The sequence below is a fragment of the Rhodococcus sp. IEGM 1330 genome (genome assembly GCF_033142445.1).
In the GTDB taxonomy this organism is placed as follows: Bacteria; Actinomycetota; Actinomycetes; order Mycobacteriales; family Mycobacteriaceae; genus Rhodococcoides.
Map to the genome: position 1 here is coordinate 389966 of NZ_JAWLSB010000001.1, position 22757 is coordinate 412722.

The 22757-nt window shown below is 65.0% G+C and carries 24 protein-coding genes and 1 riboswitch; of the genes, 13 read left to right on the forward strand and 11 right to left on the reverse strand.

The features are described 5' to 3' along the window. Positions 1-10 precede the first annotated feature (10 nt). Positions 11-736, reverse strand: a complete 726-nt coding sequence (locus R4P57_RS01685; protein ID WP_317801154.1) for an SDR family NAD(P)-dependent oxidoreductase — start codon at positions 734-736, stop codon at positions 11-13. A 78-nt stretch (positions 737-814) separates the two neighbouring features. Here R4P57_RS01685 and R4P57_RS01690 point away from each other — a divergent pair, with 78 nt between their 5' ends. Next, positions 815-1654 carry a helix-turn-helix transcriptional regulator gene (locus tag R4P57_RS01690; RefSeq protein WP_317801155.1) on the forward strand — a complete coding sequence of 280 codons (840 nt, stop codon included), beginning with the start codon at positions 815-817 and terminating at the stop codon, positions 1652-1654. A gap of 121 nt (positions 1655-1775) precedes the next feature. After that, positions 1776-2705, forward strand: coding sequence for an SDR family oxidoreductase (locus R4P57_RS01695; protein ID WP_317801157.1), 930 nt, complete (start codon positions 1776-1778; stop codon positions 2703-2705). A gap of 62 nt (positions 2706-2767) precedes the next feature. On the opposite strand, the gene R4P57_RS01700 is transcribed toward R4P57_RS01695, so the two are convergent. From R4P57_RS01700 to R4P57_RS01715, 4 genes are all read right to left on the reverse strand, one after another. Beyond that, a complete protein-coding gene (locus R4P57_RS01700; protein WP_317801158.1) occupies positions 2768-3721 on the reverse strand; it encodes a HAMP domain-containing protein in 954 nt (317 codons plus the stop codon). A gap of 170 nt (positions 3722-3891) precedes the next feature. Beyond that, positions 3892-6369, reverse strand: a complete 2478-nt coding sequence (locus tag R4P57_RS01705; RefSeq protein WP_317801159.1) for an HNH endonuclease signature motif containing protein — start codon at positions 6367-6369, stop codon at positions 3892-3894. Between the two features lie 112 nt (positions 6370-6481). Next, positions 6482-6808, reverse strand: coding sequence for a helix-turn-helix domain-containing protein (locus R4P57_RS01710; protein ID WP_317801160.1), 327 nt, complete (start codon positions 6806-6808; stop codon positions 6482-6484). Between the two features lie 177 nt (positions 6809-6985). Beyond that, a complete protein-coding gene (locus R4P57_RS01715; RefSeq protein ID WP_317801162.1) occupies positions 6986-7540 on the reverse strand; it encodes a DUF6764 family protein in 555 nt (184 codons plus the stop codon). 113 nt (positions 7541-7653) lie between these two features. Between R4P57_RS01715 and R4P57_RS01720 the strand changes: the two genes are divergently transcribed. Next, the gene (locus tag R4P57_RS01720; RefSeq protein ID WP_317801163.1) at positions 7654-8523 is read left to right on the forward strand and encodes a DUF4349 domain-containing protein; all 870 of its coding nucleotides are present in this window, start codon (positions 7654-7656) and stop codon (positions 8521-8523) included. A gap of 10 nt (positions 8524-8533) precedes the next feature. Here the strand turns inward: R4P57_RS01720 and R4P57_RS01725 are convergent, their stop codons facing one another. The 3 genes from R4P57_RS01725 to R4P57_RS01735 are packed head-to-tail and all read right to left on the reverse strand — an operon-like array spanning position 8534 to position 10414. Continuing rightward, the gene (locus R4P57_RS01725; RefSeq protein WP_317801164.1) at positions 8534-9001 is read right to left on the reverse strand and encodes a MerR family transcriptional regulator; all 468 of its coding nucleotides are present in this window, start codon (positions 8999-9001) and stop codon (positions 8534-8536) included. A 29-nt stretch (positions 9002-9030) separates the two neighbouring features. Continuing rightward, the gene (locus R4P57_RS01730; protein WP_317801165.1) at positions 9031-9906 is read right to left on the reverse strand and encodes an SDR family NAD(P)-dependent oxidoreductase; all 876 of its coding nucleotides are present in this window, start codon (positions 9904-9906) and stop codon (positions 9031-9033) included. A 43-nt stretch (positions 9907-9949) separates the two neighbouring features. Further along, on the reverse strand, positions 9950-10414 hold the full coding sequence (locus R4P57_RS01735) for a tRNA (cytidine(34)-2'-O)-methyltransferase (RefSeq protein ID WP_179273570.1): 465 nt from the start codon (positions 10412-10414) through the stop codon (positions 9950-9952). 33 nt (positions 10415-10447) lie between these two features. Here R4P57_RS01735 and R4P57_RS01740 point away from each other — a divergent pair, with 33 nt between their 5' ends. From R4P57_RS01740 to R4P57_RS01750, 3 genes are read left to right on the forward strand one after another with little or no spacing between them, the layout of a single operon-like run. Next, positions 10448-11056 (forward strand): pentapeptide repeat-containing protein, encoded by a 609-nt coding sequence (locus R4P57_RS01740; RefSeq protein WP_317801166.1) that lies wholly within the window; start codon positions 10448-10450, stop codon positions 11054-11056. 56 nt (positions 11057-11112) lie between these two features. Then, a complete protein-coding gene (locus R4P57_RS01745) occupies positions 11113-11970 on the forward strand; it encodes a bifunctional methylenetetrahydrofolate dehydrogenase/methenyltetrahydrofolate cyclohydrolase (protein WP_317801167.1) in 858 nt (285 codons plus the stop codon). An 11-nt stretch (positions 11971-11981) separates the two neighbouring features. Further along, entirely contained in the window at positions 11982-12299 is a 318-nt protein-coding gene (locus R4P57_RS01750; RefSeq protein ID WP_317801169.1) for a DUF3017 domain-containing protein, read from the forward strand. Between the two features lie 38 nt (positions 12300-12337). On the opposite strand, the gene metX is transcribed toward R4P57_RS01750, so the two are convergent. Both metX and R4P57_RS01760 read right to left on the reverse strand, forming a co-directional pair. Beyond that, positions 12338-13420 (reverse strand): homoserine O-acetyltransferase MetX, encoded by a 1083-nt coding sequence (gene metX / locus R4P57_RS01755; protein ID WP_317801171.1) that lies wholly within the window; start codon positions 13418-13420, stop codon positions 12338-12340. A 59-nt stretch (positions 13421-13479) separates the two neighbouring features. Next, the gene (locus R4P57_RS01760; RefSeq protein ID WP_317801172.1) at positions 13480-14829 is read right to left on the reverse strand and encodes a bifunctional o-acetylhomoserine/o-acetylserine sulfhydrylase; all 1350 of its coding nucleotides are present in this window, start codon (positions 14827-14829) and stop codon (positions 13480-13482) included. 172 nt (positions 14830-15001) lie between these two features. Further along, positions 15002-15124, reverse strand: a riboswitch (SAM riboswitch). Positions 15125-15476: 352 nt separating this feature from the next. Between R4P57_RS01760 and R4P57_RS01765 the strand changes: the two genes are divergently transcribed. After that, on the forward strand, positions 15477-16619 hold the full coding sequence (locus R4P57_RS01765) for an MFS transporter (protein WP_317801662.1): 1143 nt from the start codon (positions 15477-15479) through the stop codon (positions 16617-16619). Positions 16620-16632: 13 nt separating this feature from the next. Here the strand turns inward: R4P57_RS01765 and R4P57_RS01770 are convergent, their stop codons facing one another. Beyond that, positions 16633-17679: an ABC transporter substrate-binding protein gene (locus R4P57_RS01770; RefSeq protein ID WP_317801173.1), complete on the reverse strand. Its 1047-nt coding sequence runs from the start codon at positions 17677-17679 to the stop codon at positions 16633-16635. 172 nt (positions 17680-17851) lie between these two features. On the opposite strand from R4P57_RS01770, the gene R4P57_RS01775 reads away from it, so the two are divergent. The 6 genes from R4P57_RS01775 (at position 17852) to yidC (ending at position 22713) form a co-directional block, all read left to right on the forward strand. Next, positions 17852-18526, forward strand: a complete 675-nt coding sequence (locus tag R4P57_RS01775) for a response regulator transcription factor (protein WP_317801174.1) — start codon at positions 17852-17854, stop codon at positions 18524-18526. Beyond that, entirely contained in the window at positions 18523-19497 is a 975-nt protein-coding gene (locus R4P57_RS01780; protein ID WP_317801175.1) for a HAMP domain-containing sensor histidine kinase, read from the forward strand. The genes R4P57_RS01775 and R4P57_RS01780 overlap by 4 nt, the downstream gene beginning before the upstream one ends. Positions 19498-19584: 87 nt before the next feature. Then, complete coding sequence (locus tag R4P57_RS01785) at positions 19585-21015, forward strand: DUF4173 domain-containing protein (protein ID WP_317801176.1); 1431 nt, start codon at positions 19585-19587, stop codon at positions 21013-21015. Between the two features lie 48 nt (positions 21016-21063). Further along, positions 21064-21348 carry a DUF6412 domain-containing protein gene (locus R4P57_RS01790; protein WP_317801178.1) on the forward strand — a complete coding sequence of 95 codons (285 nt, stop codon included), beginning with the start codon at positions 21064-21066 and terminating at the stop codon, positions 21346-21348. A gap of 60 nt (positions 21349-21408) precedes the next feature. Next, the gene (locus tag R4P57_RS01795; protein WP_317801179.1) at positions 21409-21747 is read left to right on the forward strand and encodes a DUF6412 domain-containing protein; all 339 of its coding nucleotides are present in this window, start codon (positions 21409-21411) and stop codon (positions 21745-21747) included. A 63-nt stretch (positions 21748-21810) separates the two neighbouring features. After that, a complete protein-coding gene (gene yidC, locus R4P57_RS01800) occupies positions 21811-22713 on the forward strand; it encodes a membrane protein insertase YidC (RefSeq protein WP_317801180.1) in 903 nt (300 codons plus the stop codon). The last annotated feature ends 44 nt before the right edge of the window (positions 22714-22757 follow it).

Here is a 22757-nt window from a genome sequence, read left to right on the forward strand (position 1 = left end):
ACCGAAGTACTCACATTCCGCCGGCCACCCTGATGACGGTTCCGGTCGCGTATCGCGCATCCTCGGACAACAACCACGACACCGCACCGGCGATCTCGTCCGGCACGCCGGGTCGGCCGAGGGGAATGCTCGACGCCATCTTCTGTGGCCGCTCCCGATCCCGGTGGAAGTCGGTCTCGATGATCCCGGGTGCCACTGCATTGACGCGAATGTTCTGCGCAGCAACTTCTTTCGACAGTCCGACCGTCAGCGTGTCGACAGCAGCCTTGGCCGCCGCATAGTGGATGTACATGCCCGGGCTACCCAGGGTCGCGGCAGCGGAGGAGATGTTGACGATCGAGCCACCCGATTCGGCCATCGCCGCGATCGCGTACTTGCAGCAGGTCAGTACCCCGACGAGGTTGACGTCGAGGTCTGCTCTGATGGTCTCGATGTCGTTGTCCACCAGCGCCCCCACACCACGCGCCGAACCGGCGTTGTTCACCAGACCGGTGACTGCGCCGATCTCGGCGGCTGCGGTGAAGAGATCGATCACCGCCTGCTCGTCGGTGGTGTCGGCGCGTACGGCGATCACCGTTCGGCCGTCGGTCGACAATTCGGCGGCCAACGCTTCCGCAGCAGTGGCGTCGGAGCGATAGCCGATCACCACATCGTGCCCGTCGGCCACCAGCCGCCTGGACACCGCAGCGCCGATTCCGCGACTTCCGCCGGTGACGATGGTCAAGGGAGCACTCATCTCTCGACAATAGCCACCGCGCAGCAGGCACAATTCACTGCAGACGCGATGCGAACGCACGGGAAAGAGGGAACCGACGTGATCGATCGACCGGAATTGGCAGCGTTTCTACGGCAGCGACGGCAGTCACTGCAACCGGAGGACGTCGGGCTGCCACGGGGGCAGCGCAGACGCACACAGGGCCTCCGCCGTGAGGAGGTCGCAGAACTGTGCCACATGTCGACCGACTACTACGCACGACTCGAACGGGCTACCGGACCCGCCCCGTCGGCGCAGATGATCGCATCCATCGCACAGGGATTGCATCTGTCGCTCGGCGAGCGTGATCACGTGTTCCGACTCGCCGGTCACAATCCTCCCGTCCGCGGGTCGTCGAGCGACCACATCAGCCCAGGAATGCTACGGATTCTGGATCGCCTGAACGACACGCCCGCCGAGATCGTGTCCGAAATCGGAGAAACGCTCCGTCAGACGCCGCTGGGTGCGGCACTGACCGGTGATGCCTCGCAGCGCACCGGCCCCGAGCGAAGTCTGGGGTATCGCTGGTTCACCGACCCCGAGGCCTGGCAGTCGTATCCGCCCGAAGAGCGTGCCGTGCTGTCTCGGGTGTATGCGTCGGGGCTGCGCGAGATCGTCACTCTTCGCGGACCCGACTCGAGAGCTGCCCACCTGTCCGCCGAGCTGCTCGAGGTCAGCGAAGAATTCCGAACCCTGTGGGCGAAACGCGAAGTGGGAGTGCACCCACCCGAGTCCAAGCGGTTTCTGCACCCGACGGTCGGCCTGCTGCAACTGAACTGCCAGACCCTACTGGACCCCGAGCAAGCGCATCGACTGCTGGTGTACACGGCAGTCCCCGGCAGCGAGAGCTACGCCAAATTGGAACTGCTCGCGGTGGTGGGAACTCAGGTTCTGTCCTGACGCGATCCAGGGTGTCGGTCTTATCAGTGGATCGGGAAGTCCTGGATGAGTCCGTGGTAATCGTCGAACATGGGTTCTGCAGGTCGAATCCGCACGATCAACACCAGCACAGGAGCTAGTCATGGGCCGCACAGCACACACATCCCTTCCCGATCTGACGGGGAAGATTGCCGTCGTCACGGGAGCGAGCGACGGGATCGGAACGGTCATCGCCACGCAGCTCGCCCGCTCCGGTGCCGAGGTCGTCATGCCGGTGCGCTCGGCCACCAAGGGGGAGCGGGCAGCCGAATCGATCCGAGTCGCGGTACCGGGAGCGAAGGTCACCACCCGGGCGCTGGATCTGTCTTCATTGGAATCCGTTTCCGCTCTGGTGGACGATTTCTCATCCGATGGCCGGGCGATCGACATACTCGTCAACAATGCAGGTGTCATGCAGCCACCTGCTCGTCAGGTCACCCAGGACGGATTCGAGCTGCAGTTCGGTACCAATCACCTCGGCCACTTCGCGCTCACCCTCGGTCTGCTGCCGCTGCTGCGGAAGGGTACTGCGCGGGTCACCCATCAGACGAGCATTGCGGCACGGTCGGGGACCATCAATTGGGACGACCTCAACTGGGAGCGTTCCTACGGCGTCATGAAGGCCTATAGTCAATCGAAGCTCGCGGTGGCTCTGTTCGCACGTGAGCTCGAGGCCCGTAGCAGGGCAGGCGGCTGGGGAATCACCAGCAATATCGCTCACCCGGGAGTTTCGCCGACCAATCTGCTTGCGGCACAACCGGGATTGGGGCGACCGAAAGATTCGGCAGGCAGACGATTGATCGGCGTTCTTGCCCGCGTCGGCATTGCGGGCACAGTGGACAGCGCAGCGCGGCCGGGATTGGTTGCGGCCGCCGATAGTGACGCGCGTGGGGATCAGTTCTTCGGCCCGAAGCGACTCATCGGCGGGCCACCGACCGAGGTCGGCATGTGGAAGCCGATGCGCAGGATGGACGATGCGCGTCGCTTGTGGGATGCCTCGGAACAACTGACCGGTGTGCGGCTCTCGTCCTGAACGGCGTTGGTTTTGAACGGCGTTGGTTTTAAACGGCGTTGGTTCTGAATGGTTCTCGGCCGTCACTGCGGGTTAGGCGCGGGCTCCCGGGCATGGTCGACCAGGTCGTGCACCAGCCCGATGATGACGTCCATCTGAGCGATGACTTCGACGCGCAGTCGGTCCTGCTGGTCCTCCGGCATATGCGGAGTGTCCGGCCGGTCGAGAGACATCAGCAGATCGATGTTGGTGCGCAGCGCAGTGAGAGGCTCCATCAGTTCCGCGCCGGCATCGATGATCAGCTGACCCTGCCGTGCTCGCGAACGAGACAGGGATGCCAACATCTCGTTGAAGCTGTTGGCCAGTGATGCCAGTTCGTCGTCTCCGTTGACGTCGATGGGTTCGAAATCTCCTGTGCGGGCTACCCGTTCGGTGCCCGCCCGCAGTCGCCTGACCGGGCGGAGTCCGGTGCGTGCGACTGCGGCACCGGCGACACCTGCCAGTGCAACGAGAAACGCGCCGACGAGGACCAGGGCGAGTGTGAGCTTGCCGAGTAGCGGTGACGCTCCGCTGAGCGCCTCGGCCACCAGGATCGTTTCGCCGGAATCGGTGCGCTTGGCCGAGATGTAATAGCCCCGCGCCTCGCGGAGGGATTGATCGGCGTCGCCCTCGATGACCGATTTTTCCTCATCGTCCAGAACGCCGTCGGAATTGGTGAACGGCTCGGAGCCGTTCGTGGACGTCACCAGAGTCCCGTCGCTCGTCGCGAAGGCGACCTTCACCGCGGTTCCCTCAGTGTCCTCGATGCCGAAGCCGAAGAGATCGGCCGGAACGCCGGAGGCTGCGCTGGCAATGATGGCGTCGCTGTTGCGTTCGACGCGGTCGATGATCTGTGAGCGGAGGGCCTGCTCCGCGACGAGATAGATCGCGAGAGCACTTACTGCGACCGCCAGGGCTGCCACGCTCATCGTCAACACTCGGATGCGGCCGTGCAACGACAGTGCTCGAGGGCGAGCGGTTGCACGTGGATTGCTCATTTCTCGAGTATGCCGGTCGACGAGCGACGACCATTCTGCAGGCCGCGTGGACCGACGTCGACATTCGGCCAAGGCTCGACGGTCCATCGAGTTCGTGCACCTCGGTTCGGCTTCCCGACCTTGGCGCGAGCGCCGACGCGGGTCCGCAGTCCTCCGCGAAAGTCCGATCTTCAGAAGGGCGGGGTGTCGGTGTCTTGCTTATCTGGCTCTGATTCCGACTTCTGGTTGCCGGGTGGCTCGGGGTAGGCGATGATGCCGGATCGTTTTGGTTGGGTGGGGATGTGTGGTCTGAGGTCGTTGCCGAGGATGGGGACTGTCGTTCCGTTGGTGGGCAGGGTGATTCGGGTGGTGTTGGATGTCGATTTCCAGAGGATGGCTCCGCCGGGGAGCATGACGGCTTTCCAGTAGCCGGCGGTTTTGACGGTGTGGTGGTATTCGCAGAGGCATTGGAGGTTGCCCACGGTGGTCCAGCCGCCGCCGAGGGGGTTGGTGTGGTCGAAGGGGGTGATGTGGTCGAGTTGGCAGTGTGTGGCGGGTCGGTGGCAGCCGGGGAAGCGGCAGTGTTTGTCGCGGAGTCGGACGGCGGCGGTGGTGAGGGTGTCGGGTCGGTAGATCAGGGCTCGGTCGGTGAGTGGGTCGCGGGGTACTGATCGGGCGAGGGTGGGGTCGGCGGCGATGGCGGCTTCGAGCGCTGCAGCCAGGGATGCGTTGCCGAGGTAGAGGCTACTGGCTGTACAGCCGGTGCGGTTGCTCGAACGGCCGAGGCCTGCCTGATTCGGGGCAGCGCGATTCGGGGCGGCGCGGTTCAGTGTCGAGAGGTCGAGGGCAGAGACGTCGAGGGCAGAGCTGTGCCGTGTGCCCCTGCCGATTGGGGTGTGGGTGCAGAACAGGGATGCGGCGGATGTCAGTGATTGTGTACGTCGTGGTCTGTCTTCGCCTCCGTCGGAGTCGGGTGGAGCTGGATCTGCCGCTGGATGGGCAGGGGTGTCCTCCGTCTGACCCTCCGTCTGACCTTCCATCGGAGTCGGTGATGTCGTTGTTCCCGGTTCCGGCGAGAGGGCTCTTCCTTGCGTGGGGCCTGTTGTCGGTGGTGGTCCAGTTGTCGGTGTCGGAGTGACTGTCGTGGTTCGCTCGGGTTGATCTGGAGCAGTGTGGGTTTCGGTTCGATCGGATGCAGTGCTGGGCTCCGGCATCGGCGCAGGTGCTTGTGCTGGATCCGGTGTTCGAGGTGATTCGCCGGTCGGGGCGGGTGTCGAACCAGGCGCTCGCACTGCACCTCGGGCCGATGCTGCATGCGATGGTGTGGGATCGGAGCCACGGTCGGACTCTGCTTCCGGACCGGAAGCAGAGTCCGTCGCCGTCGCCGTCGCCGTCGCTGATGCGGTTGCCGTTGTCGTTGTCGTTACCGTTCCGCTGTTCGGGGACGGTGCGGGGGTCGGCGATGGTGCGGTGATTGATTCGGTGTCGGGGTCACTGCTTGTGGCGGATTCGTTCGCCAGTTCCGTTGTCGAGGTGGTGGTCGCATCGGTGTCGGCGGAAGTACCGGATTTGTTGTCTGCGTCTGTGGGCGTGTGAGTCTCGGCCTCGCGTGCTGCCGAGCAGGTGTTCGTTGATGCCGTTGATGCCGCCGAGTCGGTGTTCGTCGCTGATGCCGTGTCCGTGTCGTTCGCCGGACCCGACCCCGAGTCCGACTTCTGCTTCTGGTCTGTCGGTGTTCGTTCCCATTCCCCGGTCTCCGGGTTCTGCACGGCGAGGCCGAGGGATTCGGCGAGGGTGACGGCTTCGGTGAGCAGGATCTGCCAGTGACTGTTGCGCGTCAACTCCCGCGCAAGTTCCGGGTCGATGGATCCGTGCCCGGCCAGATACGCAGGATTCGCCAACAGTCCGATCAGGGTCGCGATGTCGACGGTGATCATCGTCAACGGCACCCGCCGATCCGGCAGCACCGCACCCGCCTTGGGGCAATCCTCGCGTTGGCACAGGCACGCCAGGCGGGGTTCGCCGTGCATGCGGGCCATGAACGCATCGCACAGGCGTTCTTTCTTACCGCGCGGGTCTTTCGGGCAGAGGGTGTCGGCCATCTCCTCGAGCAGCTGCCATGCGGCGGCGGCTTCGGGTGCGGTCAACTCCGCCCGGATCCGTGCCAACTCCCCGGCGGGACTGTAGGTGACGGTCCGGAACTTCTTCGCGAACTCCCGCAATGCTGCCGCTTCCTCGGGGGCGACGCGCAGCAGGATGTCCCAGATCTCTTTCTCGAGGGGGCCGGGCGAGTTACGTCGCGCTGCCTCGACCACGTCTTTCTCGACCAACGTCACGATGGCGTCGGAGAGGTTGTCGAGGATCCGGCATGCCGTCCGCACCCGGGCGAGGTCGATCTCGCCGGTCTCGAACGCCGCCCGCACCAGCGGCAGCCGGGTGTGCAGGGCGACTGCAACCGAGACGTACGCTTCGGCGACCGTCGCCGAACAGCCCAACGCGAGTGCCATCTCCGTGCGCCCGTACCGGCTGTAGTGCTTGTGTTTGGTGTCGCGTGCGATCCAGTCGCAATGCACGCGGTAGCAGGCGGTGATCTTGAGGGCCGCGTGCCGATTCTCCTCACGCGCGGCAGCGGTCAACGCCTCCAGCGACACAGTCGGTACCGCACCCATATTTCACCCCCCGGTGAGCAACATTTCAGAACATGCGTTCGAACGAGGTGAAGACTAACCCGGGCCACCGACAAGAACGGAAAGGCACTTCGGGGGGGACTGACTCGTCTGGTCAGGGGCGGAGATCGGCTGGGTCTGTGCCCTCGTTCCATCGTTGTGCCCATTGCCAGAGCGGTTCGAGTGCCGGCCCCAACTCATCACCGACTTCGGTGAGGCAATAGGAGCCGTCGGAGTCCTTGATCAATACGCGCGCGTCGAGGAGGGTGCGCAGTTGCGTGGCGAGCACGCTGGACGAGATGTCGTCGGTGCGTCGCCTGAGTTCGAGAAAGCCCAGCGGTCCGCTCCGCAGCTCCCAGAGGATGCGCATGTTCCATCGCTGTCCAAGGAGATCGAGTAGTACCGCCATCATCGATTGTCGGGGTGCTGCCGCCATTTTCATTCGCGCTCTATCGCAGCAGTTCGAATTCGTGAGGGAGGGGCAGGCGGCGGCGGCAGTCGTCACGCCGATCGAGAGGTCCGGTCACACCGTGTATGTAGGTGGAGCCGATTACCTCGACGAGTTCGTGTCGGGGTAATCGGCTCCGTTCGACTGGATTCGTGTTGTGCAACCGGGCAATCAGCTACCGAGGACGCAGAACTGGCCGCTCGTGAGGTTCAGTGCCAGCGACAGGGGGCCGACGCAATCGACGCCCTGAGCCTCCGAGGTAGCGCCGGATCCCCACCCGGCGACTGCGAGAGTCGTCTGTCCGGCGTCGGCCCACGAGTGAGCGATTCCGCCGCCGAGTGCCAGTGCGTAGGCCGTCCCTGCGTTCTTGCTCGCTCCGAGGGCGACGCCGTACCCGTTGGCGTAGGTGGTCGTCGCGCCGGGTCCGTCGTTGACGCTGACTGCGGTGCCACTGTCGGCAGCACCTGCGGTGGCCCGTCCGGTGCCGTTCGAGGTGGCTCCGCAGCTCGCGGTGTCGTCGACCTGGATGTCGTTGGCCGAAGGCGGAGACACGCAGTTGACGGGGGCCGCCGACGCAGTGGCCGTGCCCGACAGGGCTGCAACCGTCAATCCCGAGCCCATAGCGAATATTGCTGCGGTGCGGGCAATTCGACTACCGAACCGACTGGACGTGCGCGCGGAGGAGGAGTTGGAGGACGAGAGACGGGGCAGGGAAACAGAGAACAAAAGAATGCTCCTTCACGAGCGAAACGGGCCGGTGCGGCACACGGTACCCCGCCCCGCGAGTCCATGGCAGCAAGCAGGTGCGGTTTGTGTAACGGTGCCGCTAGCATCCGGGGATGAATCGTCGTAGAAGTCCGGTTTCTCGCACCCTGGTTGCAGCGGTCGTGGTAGCCGGATGCGCGTTCGTGTTGCTGTCGTGCGCTGCTTCGGACCCGTCGAGTTCGGCTCCGCCACTTGATAGTTCGGTGCCTGCGCCAGGGTTGGCGCTCGCGCCAGAGATGGCCGGCGACTCCGCGCGGCAGCAGGCTCCGGCACCGGTCGAACGCAAGGAAATCGTTACCGGGCAGCTGTCGATGATCGCCGACGACCCGATCGCGGCCGGACGTAGCGCAGCCGAGACCGTGACGGCCGCAGGCGGACGAATCGACAACCGCACCGAGTCACCCGAGACCGACGATTCCACTGCGAGCAGCTCTCTGACGGCACGCATTCCGGCCGATGAGCTCGACGCCACCGTCGACGCGATCCGAGACTTGGGCGAGGTGACGAGCCTGTCCGTCACGCGTGACGACGTCACCATGCAGTATCAGGATCTGGACGCGCGAATCTCTGCCCTCCAGGCGTCGGTGGATCGCCTCCGAGCGCTGATCGCGGCCGCGTCGAACACTGCCGATCTCATCGAGGCGGAATCGGCTCTGTCGAGCCGACAAGGCGAGCTCGACAGTTTGGTGTCACAGAAGAACTACCTCATGGACCAGATCGATTTGTCGACGCTCACAATAAGTTTCACCTCCGACGCCCAAGACACACCGGCGAACCCGGACAACTTCTGGGACGCAATCGTGTCCGGATGGCACTCGCTCGCCGGTGCTGTCGGCAGCGGTGTGCTGGCCTTCGGTGCCGCGCTCCCGTGGTTGGCGGCACTTGCCGTCATCGCAGCGGCAGTATACGGAGCCGTCCGCCTCCGTCGGCGGTCGAAGACCTGACCTTACGATCTCACGGACCGGTGGCACCGCCGTACGTCGCGATCTTGTATTCGGTTGCCACGAGCGAGAGTTGCAGTTCTCGGATGCGACGTCGGACGGTATCGCGATGCTCGACGAGCATGTCGAGTCGTGCCGGAACGGTGTGTTCGCCGCCGTCGACGAGTTCGACATAGAGCTGCAGGTCGCGCATCGGCATCCCCGACAACCGCATACGGGTGAGGAACACGATCCGTCGGACGGCCGCGTCGTCGTACCGTCGATGGTCGAGTCCGTCACGCGCAACCTCGATCAGGCCACACCGCTCGTAGTACCGCAGTGTGTGCGCGGAGATATCGAGGAGCTCGGCAACCTCGGCGATGCCGAGTGGTTCGGCGAGCTCTCCGGGTTCGATCAGCTCGTGCACCAATTCGACGGTCAACGGTGCCTCCGAATCCGCCACGGCCGCCAGCGCCCTCTTCATCAAATCCGTCGTCGCCATGAGTACAGAAGATAGTCCGGGCGGTGCCGTCAGACCGGGCGGACGGATTCGGGTACACCCGGGAAGTCCGCGCTCGAGGACAGTTCGGCGTAGGTCTCCACAGACGCCAGTTCACGGCGGTACGACTCGCGCAGCCGCCGGACGGCCTCGCGTCCGAGAGGAATGCGCAGGGGAGCGGACTCGGTGCCGACCATGTGACGGATGACGAGAGCCGCTCGGTGCGGGTCGCCTTCCTGGCGACCGTCGGCCGCGAGCATGTCGGCCCTGACATCGCCGAGGATGTCGGCGTACACATCCACGGGTGCGGCACATTCGAGTACGTCGGCGCTGTTGAAGCCGGTCCGAAATCGGCTGGGCTCGACAATCAGAACTCGGATACCGAACGGTGCGACCTCGCCGGCCAGCGCTTCCGACCAGCCTTCCAGGGCGAATTTGCCTGCCGAGTAGGACCCTGCGCCCGGAAAGGAAATCCGGCCGCCCTGGCTGCTCATCTGCACGATCGTTCCAGTGCCCCGCGCCCGCATTCCCGGCAGTGCGGCACGGGTGAGGGCGGCGGGACCGACCACATGCTGGTCGAGCATGTCTCGCAGCCGGGCTTCGTCGACCTCCTCGGCGGAACCGATCTGCCCGACGCCACCGTTGTTGACGAGTACGTCGACGCGTCCGAACCGGTCGATCGCCGCCTCGACCACTGCGGGCGCGGATTCGGTGTCTCGAACATCGAAGGCGATCGGCAGTAGCGACTCTGCGTGTTCGACGAGCAGGTCGTCGATGCGTTCGGGTCGACGCATCGCCGCGACCACGGTGTCGCCTGCTGCCAACGAGGCCTCGGTCAGTGCGCGCCCCAGACCGGAGGATGCCCCGGTGACGAGCCACGTGCGTTGTGTAGTAGGTGTCTGAGTCATGAAACGCACGCTATGACTTCGAGCGCGCTCGAAAGCAAACCCGTCAGACGCTGCCTTCGTACCCGTGCTGGCGCCATGCCTCGTACATCGTCACTGCTGCCGCGTTCGCCAGGTTCAAAGATCGGCGGCCCGGAATCATCGGGATTCGCAGTCGATCGGTCACGTGTGGGTCGTCCAGGACGTCGTCGGGCAATCCTGTGGGTTCCGGTCCGAACAGGAGGACGTCGCCGGGTTCGTACGCCACGTCGGCGTAGGACCGGGCCGCGTGGGCGGTATAGGCGAACACGCGGGTCGGTGCCAGCGCAGACCAGGCCGAGGGTAGGTCGGCGTGCACCGTCACCGATGCCAGATCGTGGTAGTCCAAGCCTGCCCGTTTGAGCTTCGGCTCGGACATATCGAAGCCGAGCGGGCCCACCAGGTGCAGTTCGCAGCCGGTCCCGGCGACCAGGCGAATCGCGTTGCCGGTGTTCTGTGGGATGCGGGGCTCGAAGAACATGAGTCGAAACACCCGGTTCACTCTGCCATCACGAGCCCGGGAAGTATGGGGCAGGTGGACGACGAACAGACGATCGGCGAGGACTTTTCCGACACGCGACTGGACGGGCAGGAGTGGACCGGTAGGCAGTTCGTTCGGTGTACTTTCCGCGACGCGGACATGAGCGGCGTTCGAACCGACTCGGTGGTGTTCACCGAATGCGATTTCACCGGCACCGACCTGACCGAATCGATTCACACGAACTCGGCATTTCGATCGTGCACTTTCACTCGGACCAACTTGCAGCACAGTACTTTTCGTCACTCGACCATGATGGGATCCATGTTCGTCGACAGTCGCATGCGTCCAGCGACGTACGACGAGGTCGACTTCACCCTCGCGTCGCTCGGCAACGCGGACCTTCGCGGCCTCGATCTGACGGGGTGTCGGATGCGGGAAGCGAACCTCGTGTCCGCAGACTTCCGGAAAGCCACTGTGCGTTCGGTCGATTTCGCAGGTGCCCGCACCGTCGACGCGAAGTTCGACGAGGCGGATCTGCGTGGAGCCGTCGCCGACGCATCGCTGTGGGTGAGCGCGAGCGTACGCAACGCGAAGATCGAGCTGATGCAGGCCGTGGCGTACGCGGCAGCACACGGGCTCGTCGTCGAGGGCTGACGGTGGTGATCGGACCGGTGCGCCGCTACTGACGCCGAACCTGGAACAATGACCGGGTGACTGCAACGATTCTCGATGGCAAAGCGACCCGTGACGAGATATTCGTCGATCTCACCGCCCGCGTGGCAGCGCTGCGTGAGCAGGGCATCACCCCAGGTCTGGCGACCGTGCTGGTGGGCGACCATCCGGGTTCGGCCGCGTACGTCCGGGGCAAGCACAACGACTGCGCAAAGGTCGGCATCACCTCGATTCGTCGCGACCTACCCGCGGACATCACCCAGGCAGATCTCGAAGCCGTCATCGACGAACTCAATGCCAACCCCGAATGCACCGGCTACATCGTCCAGTTGCCGTTGCCGAAGCATCTCGACGAGAACGCTGCGCTCGAGCGAATCGATCCGGACAAGGACGCCGACGGTCTGCACCCGATCAACCTCGGCCGTCTGGTGCTGGGCAAGGATGCGGCACTGCCCTGTACGCCTCGCGGGATCGTGCACCTGCTGCGCCGCTACGACGTTGCTCTCGACGGTGCGCACGCGGTGGTCATCGGCCGCGGAGTGACGGTGGGGCGACCCATCGGCCTGCTCCTCACGAGGCGTTCGGAGAACTCCACAGTCACGTTGTGCCACACCGGAACTCGTGATCTGGCCGCCGAGGTCTCACGCGCGGACATCGTCATCGCTGCTGCCGGAGTACCCGGATTGATCACTGCGGACATGGTCAAGCCGGGTGCTGCTGTGCTCGACGTCGGGGTGACCCGCACCGAGGACGGACTGCGCGGCGATGTCGCCGACGGTGTCGCGGAGGTGGCCGGATTCCTTTCGCCCAACCCCGGCGGCGTCGGACCGCTGACGCGGGCCTTCCTGCTCACCAATGTCGTCGAGCGCGCCGAACGCGTCGCCGCCGAGAGCTGAGCGAACCAGACGTGAGCGATGCAGAGGACGCGCGAAGGGAGCCCGACGCGGGATTTCGCGCGGCAGTCGCGCGCAACCTACCGATCGTCGCAGTCTCGGTCGTCGTCCTCGCCGCGCTCGTTCTGGTGCTGGCCGATCGCTGGCGGCGCGGCGCGTTCATCTTCGGATGCGCAGCGCTGCTGGCGGCCGTCCTGCGGCTGTGCCTGCCGGAAACGCGTGTCGGCACACTGCAAGTGCGCAGTCGCGTGTTCGATGTGCTGGCGCTGGGCTGCGTCGGCGGAGCAATCGTGTTTCTGTCGCTGTCGATCGATCCGCTGGGAACCGACTGACCTCAGGGCTGGAGCGCCCGGTCCGAACAAGAGCGGTGTCAGCGCCGTCCGAGGCGGGCCAGCTCCATCGTCTCGGCAAGCAGCTTCGCTACCGAATCGGCCTCGGTGAGGAAGCCGTCGTGTCCGTCACGCGACTGGATCACTTCGAGTCCGCGGCACTGGGGGAGTTCGCGAGCGATCTCCTTCTGCAGTCGGAGCGGATACAGGCGATCGGAGTCGACTCCGCCGACGATGGTCGGAACAGGTGTGGACGCAAGAGCTTCGGCCACTCCGCCCCGGCCGCGGCCTACATCGTGACGGTTCATCGCCTCGCTGAGCAGGACGTACGTCGCAGCGTCGAATCGGTTGACGAGCTTCGCAGCCTGATGCTCGAGGTAGCTCTGTGCGGAGTATCTGCCACCGGCCCACGGGTCTTCGTCGTTCTGCGGTGAGTTTCCGAACCTGATGTCGAGTTCGCTCTCGGTTCGGTACGTCAGGTGCGCGATACGCCGCGCTATGCCGAGTCCGGCCGTCGGCGAGGTGCCGGTGTCGTGATAATTACCGCCGAGCCATCCTGGATCGGCCTTGATCGCGGCGATCTGTGTTGTCTGGGTACCGATCTGGTCGGCAGTTGCCCTGGCACCGACCGCGAGGACCAATGCGGCCGCCACTCGGTCGGGATGGCCCACGATCCATTCGAGGGTGCGCATCCCGCCCATCGAGCCGCCGACGACGGCAGCGAACCGCTCGATTCCGAGGACGTCGGCCACGGCAGCTTCGGCAGCGACCTGATCGCGGATGGAGATGTCCGGAAAACGAGACCCGTAGGGCGTGCCATCGGGAGAGACGCTGCTCGGGCCCGTGGTCCCGCCGCAGCCGCCGAGCACGTTGGTCGCCACGACGCACCACTCGTCGGTGTCGATGGGGCAGCCCGGACCGACCATTCCGTTCCACCAACCGGGCAGAGCATGATCGGCGTCCGGCGGACCGGACACATGCGAGTCCCCGGTCAGGGCGTGTTCGACGAGTACGACGTTGCTGCGGTCGGTGGCGAGTTCGCCCCAGCGTTGCACCGCGACGGTGACCTGGGGGATGCGAGCGCCGTTCTCGAGATCGAGACCACCGATGTCGATTGTTCCCAACCGCCCGTCCGGAGACGGAAGAACCGCCTCCGGACGAACGCCTGTGTCGCAGCTGTGACTCAAGATGCCGCCGCGCTGAATCCGACCTCGAGATCGGCGATGATGTCGTCGATTCCCTCGATGCCCACGGCGAGACGCACCAGGCCGGGAGTGACGCCCGATGCCAGCTGCTCTTCCGGAGTCAGCTGGGAATGCGTGGTGGATGCGGGGTGGATGACGAGTGAACGCACGTCTCCGATGTTAGCGACGTGGCTGTGCAGAGTGAGTGCGTTGACGAACTTCTTGCCCGCGTCCACACCGCCCTTCAGCTCGAACGCGATGATCGCGCCCTGCCCCTTCGGCAACAATTCCTGCCCGCGCTGGTACCACGGCGACGATTCGAGTCCGGCGTAGTTGATCGAGACGACGTCGTCCCGACCGGCGAGGAAGGCGGCGACCTTCTGTGCGTTCGCCACGTGCCGCTCGATCCGAAGGCTCAACGTTTCCAGACCCTGGCTGATGAGGAAGGCGTTGAACGGCGAGACCGCAGCACCGATGTCACGCAACAGCTGAACGCGTGCCTTCAACGCGAACGCGGGCGCACCCAGATCGGCGAACACGACGCCGTGGTAGCTGGGATCCGCGGTGGTGAAGTTGGGATGACGGCCCTGCGTCCAATCGAACGTGCCACCGTCGACGATGACGCCCGCGATGGCCGTTCCATGTCCGCCGAGGTACTTCGTCGCCGAGTGCACCACGATGTCGGCACCGTGCTTCAACGGCTGCAGCAGGTACGGCGTTGCCACGGTGTTGTCCACGATCAGCGGAATGCCGTTCTCGTGGGCCACCGCCGAGATCCCGGGAATGTCGAGAATGTCGTTCTTGGGGTTGGAGATCGTCTCACCGTAGAACGCCTTGGTCGACGGGGTGATTGCCGCGCGCCACTGCTCGAGGTCATCGGGATCGTCGACGAACGAGACGGTGATGCCCAGCTTGGGGAGCGTGTAGTGGAAGAGGTTGTACGTGCCGCCGTAGAGACGAGGGCTCGACACGATGTGGTCGCCTGCCTCTGCGAGGTTGAGAATCGCGAACGTCTCGGCGGCCTGACCCGACGCCACCAACAATGCCGCGACGCCACCTTCCAACGCGGCGATGCGCTGCTCGACGACATCCTGAGTCGGGTTGATGATGCGGGTGTAGATGTTGCCGGGCTCGGCCAGACCGAACAGTGCGGCTGCGTGATCTGTGTTGTCGAACGTGTACGAGGTGGTCTGGTAGATGGGCAACGCACGAGCCTTGGTGGTGCCGTCCGGGGTCTGACCCGAGTGGATCTGCTTGGTCTCGAAGCTCCAGTTGGCTGCGGGATCGGTGAACGGATCCTCGGTGGGTGCTCCGGTGGCGTCGACGACGTCTGGGGTGGAATCGGTCATGGCTGGTGATACTCCGTTTTCTGAGACGAGTCTGTCTAAGACGAATCGAATGTCGAATGAAGCTCGAGAAGTCGAGCGTTACGGGGCGTATCGGTACAGCAACACATGAGAGAACCTCCTGACAGGCTTCGGCCCCTTGGGGACCGAAGGTTCAGTGGGTCCGCTTCCTGCGGACCCGCGCTTGTCGATACGGCACCCGCGTGCCGGATCGGCCTGGTCGTTCACCCGGGGCACCCCACCGCGGTTGGAGGGTTGCCGGCCAGCAAGCCGGGGCTCGATGCTGGCACTCATGACCTGGCGAAGATCTTAGCGGGTGACGGCACCCCACCGGAACAAGGGCACGCGCGCGGTGCCAGGTAGAGCTCGAGCAGATGCTCGGGTGAGGACAATCACCGTGCCGCGACTCGAAAACAAGTTGCCTGGGGGAAGACAATGGTTCGGTTGGCTGTTCCCTTACTCGGTTGGGCTCTGCTGAATCGATTCGCCGAGCCACCGTTCTCGTTGCTCACGTCCCCGATCCACACGAAGGTTGTACTGCTGTGACTGTCACCGATTCCGCTCTGTCCCGAGTCAGCGCTGTGCGCGGCAAGGTGTCGAGTGGCCTGAGTGTCAGTCACCGACCGCACTCGACCCGCCGCAAGCTGGCGATGTTGGCCCTGTCCATCGGCGGCTTCGGGATCGGCACCACGGAGTTCGCGTCGATGGGTCTGTTGCCGGACATCGCGACGACGATGGGGATCTCCGAGCCCTCGGCCGGCCACATGATCTCCGCGTACGCGCTCGGTGTGGTCGTCGGCGCGCCGACCATCGCAGCCCTGGCTGCCCGCGTTCCGCGCAGGATGCTGCTGCTCGCGCTGATGGTGGCCTTCACCCTCGGAAACCTCGGCACGGTTTTCGCGCCCAGCTTCAACGAGTTGGTGGCCTCGCGATTCGTTGCAGGTCTGCCGCACGGTGCGTACTTCGGCGTAGCGGCGCTGGTCGCTGCCCACCTCGCCGAACCGGGCAAGCGAGCCAAGGCCGTCGCGATGGTGATGATGGGACTCTCGGTCGCCAACGTCGTCGGCGTACCGGTGGCGACCTGGATCGGGCAGGCGCTGGGATGGCGCAGTGCATTCACTCTCGTGGCGGTCATCGGTGCCCTCACCGTCGCCGCGCTCGTCCTCTGGATGCCACGGCTCGACGCGATGCCGACCACCAGCCCCATCACCGAGCTGGGCGCACTGCGCCGCAGCCAGGTGTGGATGACCCTGTTCGTAGGCATCGTCGGATTCGGTGGCATGTTCGCGGTGTACACCTACATCGCGTCGACTCTGACCGACGTCGCCGGTCTCGCCCGCGCCTTCGTTCCGGTGGCCCTGATGATCTACGGACTCGGAATGGTCGTCGGAAACTACGCCGGCGGATGGCTCGCCGACCGGTACCAGCTCAAGGGCACCTTCGTCGGCCTGGCCGCCACTGCCGTGTTCCTTGCTGTGTTCGTCGTGGCCGCACACAATCCGATCACCGCCCTACTGCTGGTGTTCCTCATCGGCGCGTCCGGCTCCTCGGTGGTACCCGGTCTGCAAACGAGGTTGATGGACGTTGCCGAGGACGCCCAGACGCTCGCCGCATCGCTCAACCATGCCGCGTTCAACCTGGCCAACGCCATCGGAGCGGCAGTCGGTGGCGCCGTGATCGCCGCAGGATTCGGCTACACGGCACCCGCCGCCGTCGGTTCGGGCCTGGCCGTGGCCGGTCTGGGTGTACTCGCCACAGCCATGTGGATGGACAGGCGCTCGCCCTCGAAATAGGCGACCGGTCCCGTCAGCCGGTGATCGTTGCTGTCGTTCCACCGAGGGCTTCGGCCAGAGCCGGAGCCAGCTTGTCGATCACGTACGGCAGGCTGAGCACGCTGGTGAAGTAGATCGCGCCCGCCGTCACGCCGTCGGTGAACACGAGGTTGCCGTCCTTCACCGGCTCGAGGGCGTCGTACACCGCCTCCTTCTCCAATTCCGTGCGGTCGCCCGGGCCTTCGGTTCCCCAGATCAGCACGTCGGCCGCGTTGAGAACCGACAGATTCTCGAGCGGGATGCTCGCCTGGCCGCCGCCGTCCGCCGGAACGTAGGCGTCGATCTCGTCGGGAATGACGAAGCCCACCTTGGTCAGGAAGTCCGTGCTCAACCCGTCCTGGTACGCGATCGCCTTGCCCTCGTAGAACGCGTTCTGGAGGAAGATCGCCTTCTTGCCGGCGAATTCCGGGTTTGCGGCCGCAGCGTCGGCGAACTTCTGGTTCACGCCGTCGATCAGGGCATCGACCTCGGTCTTCTTGCCGAGTGCGCGTCCGATCTTCTCGGCCAGGATGTCCCAGGGCTCGAAGTAGGCGGTCGAGGAGTCGGATTGGGCGAGGGTCGGTGCGATGTCACTGAGCCTGGTGTAGGTGTCCTCGGTGAGGCCTGCGTTCGTGGCGATGATCAGGTCCGGTTGCAGCGCCGCAATCTTCTCTTCCTCGAAGCCGTCGCCGGTGGCCGACGGAACTTCGGGCTGCGCATCGCCCAACGCGGCCTGTGCCCAGGGCCAGGTGGCGTAGGGCTGGTCGCCGTACCACTCGGTTACGCCGATCGGTACGACGCCGAGTGCGAGGACCGTGTCCTGCTCGGTGTATCCGGCCACCACGATGCGAGTGGGCTCTTCCGGGACGACGGTCTCACCGAACGCGTGCTCGATCGTGATCGGGAAAGCCGCCGAGGCGGAGGAAGTACCGGCCATCGGTGACGCCTCGTCGGCGGAGTTCGAGCATGCAGTCAGCAGCCCCGCGGTGGTCAGCGCAATCGCACACACCGCCCAGGTCCGGTGAAGTGGTCGGATGCGCATCGAGACGCCTTTCGGAAGGGTTGGCTAACATCGGGAAGGGTAGCCCATCCTAATTTAATTGCGTAGTGGAGTTCGTCTGACGACGCGACGTGAAACGCCCTGCTCGAACCTTCACCGAACCTCCACATTTCCCGACGGGCTCCTCCACGTGCGCCCTCTAGGGTCAGTTCTCATGAGCCGCACAGTTCTCGTCGTCGACGACGAGCCCACGATCTCCGAGGCCGTTGCCGCTCGGCTGCGCGGCGAAGGGTACGAGGTCGTCACTGCCGCCGACGGCCCGTCTGCCGTCGACGCGTGCGCCCGGATCGATCCCGACGTGGTGGTGCTCGATCTGATGCTCCCCGGGTTCGACGGGCTCGAAGTGTGCCGCCGTATCCAGGCGTCCCGCCCGGTCCCGGTGTTGATGTTGACGGCCAAGTCCGATGAGACGGACATGCTCGTCGGCCTGGGTGTCGGCGCGGACGACTACCTGGGTAAGCCGTTCAGTATGCGCGAGTTGGTCGCTCGCGTGCACGCCCTGGTTCGGCGTGCCGAGCGCACGGTGGCCGCCGTACCTCAGGCAGTTCGAGTCGGTGACGTGCAGATCGATCACCGGGAACGGCGGGTGACCAATCCCTCCGGCGACATCCACTTGACCAGAACGGAATTCGACATCCTCGCCTATCTGGCTGCTCGGCCGCGCACTGCGGTCTCGCGGGAAACACTGCTGTCGGAACTGTGGGGCTGGGACGATTCGGCCAGCAGCAGGACGGTCGATTCTCATGTGAAAGCGTTGCGCCGCAAACTCGGTGGCGATCTCATCCGCACCGTGCACGGCGTGGGCTACGCCGTGGAGTCGCCGCGATGACGCGAATGCTGCCGCGCCCGTTGGATCCGTTGCGGTCGTTCAAGCTCAAGGTCTCGCTCGTCGTGGGCATAGTGCTGGTGCTCGCGAGCGTCGTCTTCTGGATCGGAGCGGGTTGGCAATTTCGCTACACCCTCCTCGCAGCGCTCGTCGTGTCCTTGGCCGCAACGCAATTCGTCGCCCACGGCATGACGTCACCGCTGCGCGAGATGACATCGGCCGCCAAAGCGATGGCGCGGGGCGATTATTCGACGCGAGTGCGGGCAACGTCCAGGGACGAGGTGGGCGAGCTCGCCACGGCGTTCAACACCATGGCAAGTGATCTGGAAGCTGCCGAGAAGTACCGCCGCGAACTCATCGGCAACGTCTCGCACGAATTGAAGACGCCCATCGCTGCCCTGCGTGCTGTGCTCGAGAACATGGTCGACGGGGTGACCGACGCGAATCCCGCGACGCTGTCGGTGGCGCTGCGCCAAACCGAGAGACTCGGAGATCTGGTCAGCGAACTGCTCGACCTGTCGCGGGTGGAGGGCGGTGTACTCACCATTGCCCCGGAGGAGTTCGCGGTGCGGCAATTCCTCGAGGATGCGACCTCCGTTCACCGAGAACGAGTGTCGATTGTCGTCTCGCCCGGCGATTCGACCGTCGTGGCCGACCGATCTCGCATGACACAGGTGATCACCAACCTCGTCGACAACGCCGTGCGGCATTCCCCCCATTCGAGCACCGTGACGCTGCGGGCCCATCGAATCGGCGGAGCGTATGCATTCGACGTCGTCGACCAGGGCCCGGGCATCGCGCTCGCCGATCGCCATGCGGTGTTCGACCGATTCACTCGCGGCGGATCCACCGACGGCGGAACAGGTCTGGGCCTCGGCATCGCCCGTTGGGCCACCGAACTGCACGGCGGAACCATCGAAGTTCTCGACAGCGAATTCGGCTGCCACATCAGAGTGGCCATCCCCGAGCACTGACTTTCTCGATCCATCCGAACCGCGACTGCACGTCCACGGACCGCAGCCGCCGACCCTCCATGCCCGAAACACAGAAAAGGAAGCGCCATGACCACGATCGAGACTCCGATTCATCCCAGAACGAAGCACGGTCTCTCTATTTGGGGGCCTCGCACCTGGCCGGTGCTGCGGTATGCGCAGGCCCCCCGTGCGGCGCTCCTCGGGGCCGCTGTTGCCGGACTGATCGGTGCAGTGACGTTGGTGGACAACACGTTCGGTGTGCTGATCACCGCACTGGCCTTCGTGGTCGTTGTGCTCGCAGCGCGCAGCGGCAGGCTCTCGCGGTGGGAATGGGCGGGCGTGGCAGGAGTGCTGGCGTTGGCGAGCGTGTCTGCCCTGCGAGCGGCCGAGTGGATCGTCACGATGTCGACGACGCTCACCATCGTGGTCGCAGTGGTGGTGCTCTCCCGTGCCTGGACGTGGACGGGAATCGCACTCGGCGGTCTACTACCGGTGTTTCTGCCGGTGCGCGTGGCTCGGTGGACCCGACGCGGAGCCGGTTCGATCGATCTGGAGGGGCCTCGGCCGGTGCGGATCGGCATGGTGGCCGTCGTGACCGTGGCGCTCTGCGTCGTGTTCGCGGCGTTGTTCGGTGCAGCCGACCAGCGTTTCTCGGATGCACTGGGCGCGGTGACGCCCGAGTTCGATGCCGCATCGATCGTGGGACGCGCCCTCGTCTTCGTGCTCACTGCAGGAGGTGCACTCGCTGTCTCCTACGTCGCGCTGCATCCGCCTCGGTTCGATAGCCTCGCACCGTCGCCGCGTCGAACAGTGCAGTTGTGGGAGTGGATGGTTCCCCTCGGGGCGGTGGTGGCCCTGTTCGTCGTGTTCGTCGGGTTCCAGGTGCCGACGCTGTTCGGCGGGCAAGGTCACGTGGTGACCACGGAGGGTCTGACCAATGCCGAATACGCCCGGCAGGGCTTTTGGCAGTTGCTCGCGGTCACGGTACTGACACTGCTCGTCATCGCGGTCACGGTCGCGAAGGCTCGACGCGAGGATCGGCGCGATCGAAGTGCATTGCGGGCCCTGCTCGGAGGGCTGTGCCTGCTGTCGTTGGTGATCGTTGCGTCAGCCCTGCACCGCATGTCGTTGTACGAGCAACAGTACGGCTACACGACGCTCAGGTTGTTCGTCACGGCCGTCGAGTGGTGGTTGGGATCGGTGTTCGTACTGCTTCTGGTCTCGGGCGTGCGGATGTCGGGTCGCTGGCTACCGAGAGCAGTGGGAGTCGGTGCAGTTCTGACCGTGCTCGCGCTGGCGGCTCTGAATCCGGATGCGTACATCGCACGGCACAACGTCGATCGCTTCGAGCAGACCGGACGCATCGATACGTCCTATGTGGGTGGGTTGTCGGCCGACGCGGACGCAGAACTCGAGCGACTGCCCGACTACGTGCGTCCCTGCGTGGAAGCTCGCGGTCCGGTGTTCGTCGGCGATACCTGGCACCTGTGCACGGACCCTTCGGTATCTGTACCCTGAGCAACGACTCGAACCATCGGGCAGGCGTCGGAAACAGGGAGGTGCGCGATGAGATACCAGAGCATGGTCGTCACTTCGCTGCTCCTCGTGTCGCTGTACCTGACGATGCCGACCGCAACCGCAGACGTGGCTCTGATCCTCGTCGCGGCGCTGGCAACGCTGATGCTGATTGCGCACCGTGTCGATGTTCCGGCACTGCTGCGCCTGCTGCCGAATGTCGGTCCCACCGCCGAGGAACGTCACCTTCGAGGTTCGTTCCGGCGTCAGCATCGCCCGGATGCCCCGGGCCGCCCACAGCCACGAGCACCCGGTGCACTGGTGGGGGCACTGTAGCTCGACAGTTCCCCCACGCCTTCGCGCCCGTGTCCGCGAGGCTGTCCCAAGGAACTGAAGATGCTCCATTCTCGAACCCCTCATCTGGCGATTCGACCCTACGCCGGGACGCTGGTCGGCGTCCTCGCCGTCCTACTCGTCGTCTTCACCGTCGTCGACGCACAACCCGCCGCACAGATAGCGATGTTCGGTGCGCTGGTCGCGTCGTCCCTGTTCGTCCTCGGTGCGCCGTCCGACCTCGCAGTGATCGCACCGCTGTCGTCGTGCGCTGCAGGCGCGGACGGGCGGAGACTTCGCGGGTCCTATCGCAGGCAACAGCAACCCGATGCGCCAGGTCGCCCCATGCCCAGAGCGCCCGGTCCGGTCTGTGGACCGGACCGGTGGCTCCAGTTCTCCTGAGCCACTGCGAGATCCGGTCGAGACGCCAGCCGACCGACTTCTCTCACAGTGAGGTGCTCCACCATGCTCGATGTCGTCTACTATCCCGTCTCCGCGGTGCTGTGGTTCTGGCACAAAGTCTTCGGGTCCGTGCTCGGCCCCGACAACGGCTTCGCCTGGGCCTTGGCGGTGATATTCCTGGTCTTCACACTGCGTGCGCTACTGATCAAGCCGTTCGTCAGCCAGATTCGTTCCCAGCTCGCCATGAAAAGGCTCCAACCACAGATCAAGGCCGTACAGAAGAAGTACTCCGGGGACCGTGCTCGACAGGCAACCGAGATGCGGAAGTTGCAGCAGGAACACGGTTTCAACCCGTTGATGGGGTGCCTACCCCTGCTGGCGCAGGGCCCGGTCTTCATCGGTCTGCTGCACGTGCTGCGCTCGTTCAACCGAACCGGTACCGGATTCGGACATCTAGGTATGACGGCGCAGGAAAATGCGAACACCGCGAACTACGTCTTCAGCGCCGCCGATGTGCAGTCCTTTCTCGACGCCCGGCTCTTCGGCGCGCCGATCTCTGCTGCCGTCAACAGTTCTCGGGAGGTGCTGGAGGCATTCGGTCCGTTCGGGGGAGTGCCGTCGGTGTGGAGCATCGCGTTCGTTGCCGTCCCGTTGATGATCGTCGCTGCGGTGGCGACGCATCTGAACTCGCGGGCGTCCGTCGCCCGGCAGGATGCAGCGGCGCTCGCCTACCCGCAGACGGCGATCATGAACAAGCTCGTGCTCTGGGTGTTCCCGGCAGGCGTGCTCGTCGGTGGGCCGGTACTTCCGGTCGCGGTGCTGCTGTACTGGGTGAGCAACAACATCTGGACCTACGCCCAGCAGCACCTCGTCTACCGACGCATCGATCGAGAACCGAGTATCTCGCCGGAGGTGACATCGGCGGTCTTCGCGCCGAGACCCGGGGCCAAGCCGAGGCGTCGGTAGCCGGCCTGCGGTGACGGCTCCCACGAGCGGGAGTGGAGCCTGCA

Excerpts from the sequence above, each read along its gene's own strand:
- R4P57_RS01780 (WP_317801175.1), top strand. The coding sequence starts at position 18,523 with ATGACGCGAATGCTGCCGCGCCCGTTGGATCCGTTGCGGTCGTTCAAG.
- R4P57_RS01785 (WP_317801176.1), top strand. The coding sequence starts at position 19,585 with ATGACCACGATCGAGACTCCGATTCATCCCAGAACGAAGCACGGTCTC.
- R4P57_RS01775 (WP_317801174.1), top strand. The coding sequence starts at position 17,852 with ATGAGCCGCACAGTTCTCGTCGTCGACGACGAGCCCACGATCTCCGAG.
- R4P57_RS01770 (WP_317801173.1), bottom strand. The coding sequence starts at position 17,679 with ATGCGCATCCGACCACTTCACCGGACCTGGGCGGTGTGTGCGATTGCG.
- R4P57_RS01730 (WP_317801165.1), bottom strand. The coding sequence starts at position 9,906 with ATGACTCAGACACCTACTACACAACGCACGTGGCTCGTCACCGGGGCA.
- R4P57_RS01760 (WP_317801172.1), bottom strand. The coding sequence starts at position 14,829 with ATGACCGATTCCACCCCAGACGTCGTCGACGCCACCGGAGCACCCACC.
- R4P57_RS01790 (WP_317801178.1), top strand. The coding sequence starts at position 21,064 with ATGAGATACCAGAGCATGGTCGTCACTTCGCTGCTCCTCGTGTCGCTG.
- R4P57_RS01705 (WP_317801159.1), bottom strand. The coding sequence starts at position 6,369 with ATGGGTGCGGTACCGACTGTGTCGCTGGAGGCGTTGACCGCTGCCGCG.
- R4P57_RS01740 (WP_317801166.1), top strand. The coding sequence starts at position 10,448 with ATGGGGCAGGTGGACGACGAACAGACGATCGGCGAGGACTTTTCCGAC.
- R4P57_RS01685 (WP_317801154.1), bottom strand. The coding sequence starts at position 736 with ATGAGTGCTCCCTTGACCATCGTCACCGGCGGAAGTCGCGGAATCGGC.
- R4P57_RS01700 (WP_317801158.1), bottom strand. The coding sequence starts at position 3,721 with ATGAGCAATCCACGTGCAACCGCTCGCCCTCGAGCACTGTCGTTGCAC.
- yidC (WP_317801180.1), top strand. The coding sequence starts at position 21,811 with ATGCTCGATGTCGTCTACTATCCCGTCTCCGCGGTGCTGTGGTTCTGG.
- R4P57_RS01710 (WP_317801160.1), bottom strand. The coding sequence starts at position 6,808 with ATGAAAATGGCGGCAGCACCCCGACAATCGATGATGGCGGTACTACTC.
- R4P57_RS01695 (WP_317801157.1), top strand. The coding sequence starts at position 1,776 with ATGGGCCGCACAGCACACACATCCCTTCCCGATCTGACGGGGAAGATT.
- R4P57_RS01725 (WP_317801164.1), bottom strand. The coding sequence starts at position 9,001 with ATGGCGACGACGGATTTGATGAAGAGGGCGCTGGCGGCCGTGGCGGAT.
- R4P57_RS01765 (WP_317801662.1), top strand. The coding sequence starts at position 15,477 with ATGTTGGCCCTGTCCATCGGCGGCTTCGGGATCGGCACCACGGAGTTC.
- R4P57_RS01720 (WP_317801163.1), top strand. The coding sequence starts at position 7,654 with ATGAATCGTCGTAGAAGTCCGGTTTCTCGCACCCTGGTTGCAGCGGTC.
- R4P57_RS01795 (WP_317801179.1), top strand. The coding sequence starts at position 21,409 with ATGCTCCATTCTCGAACCCCTCATCTGGCGATTCGACCCTACGCCGGG.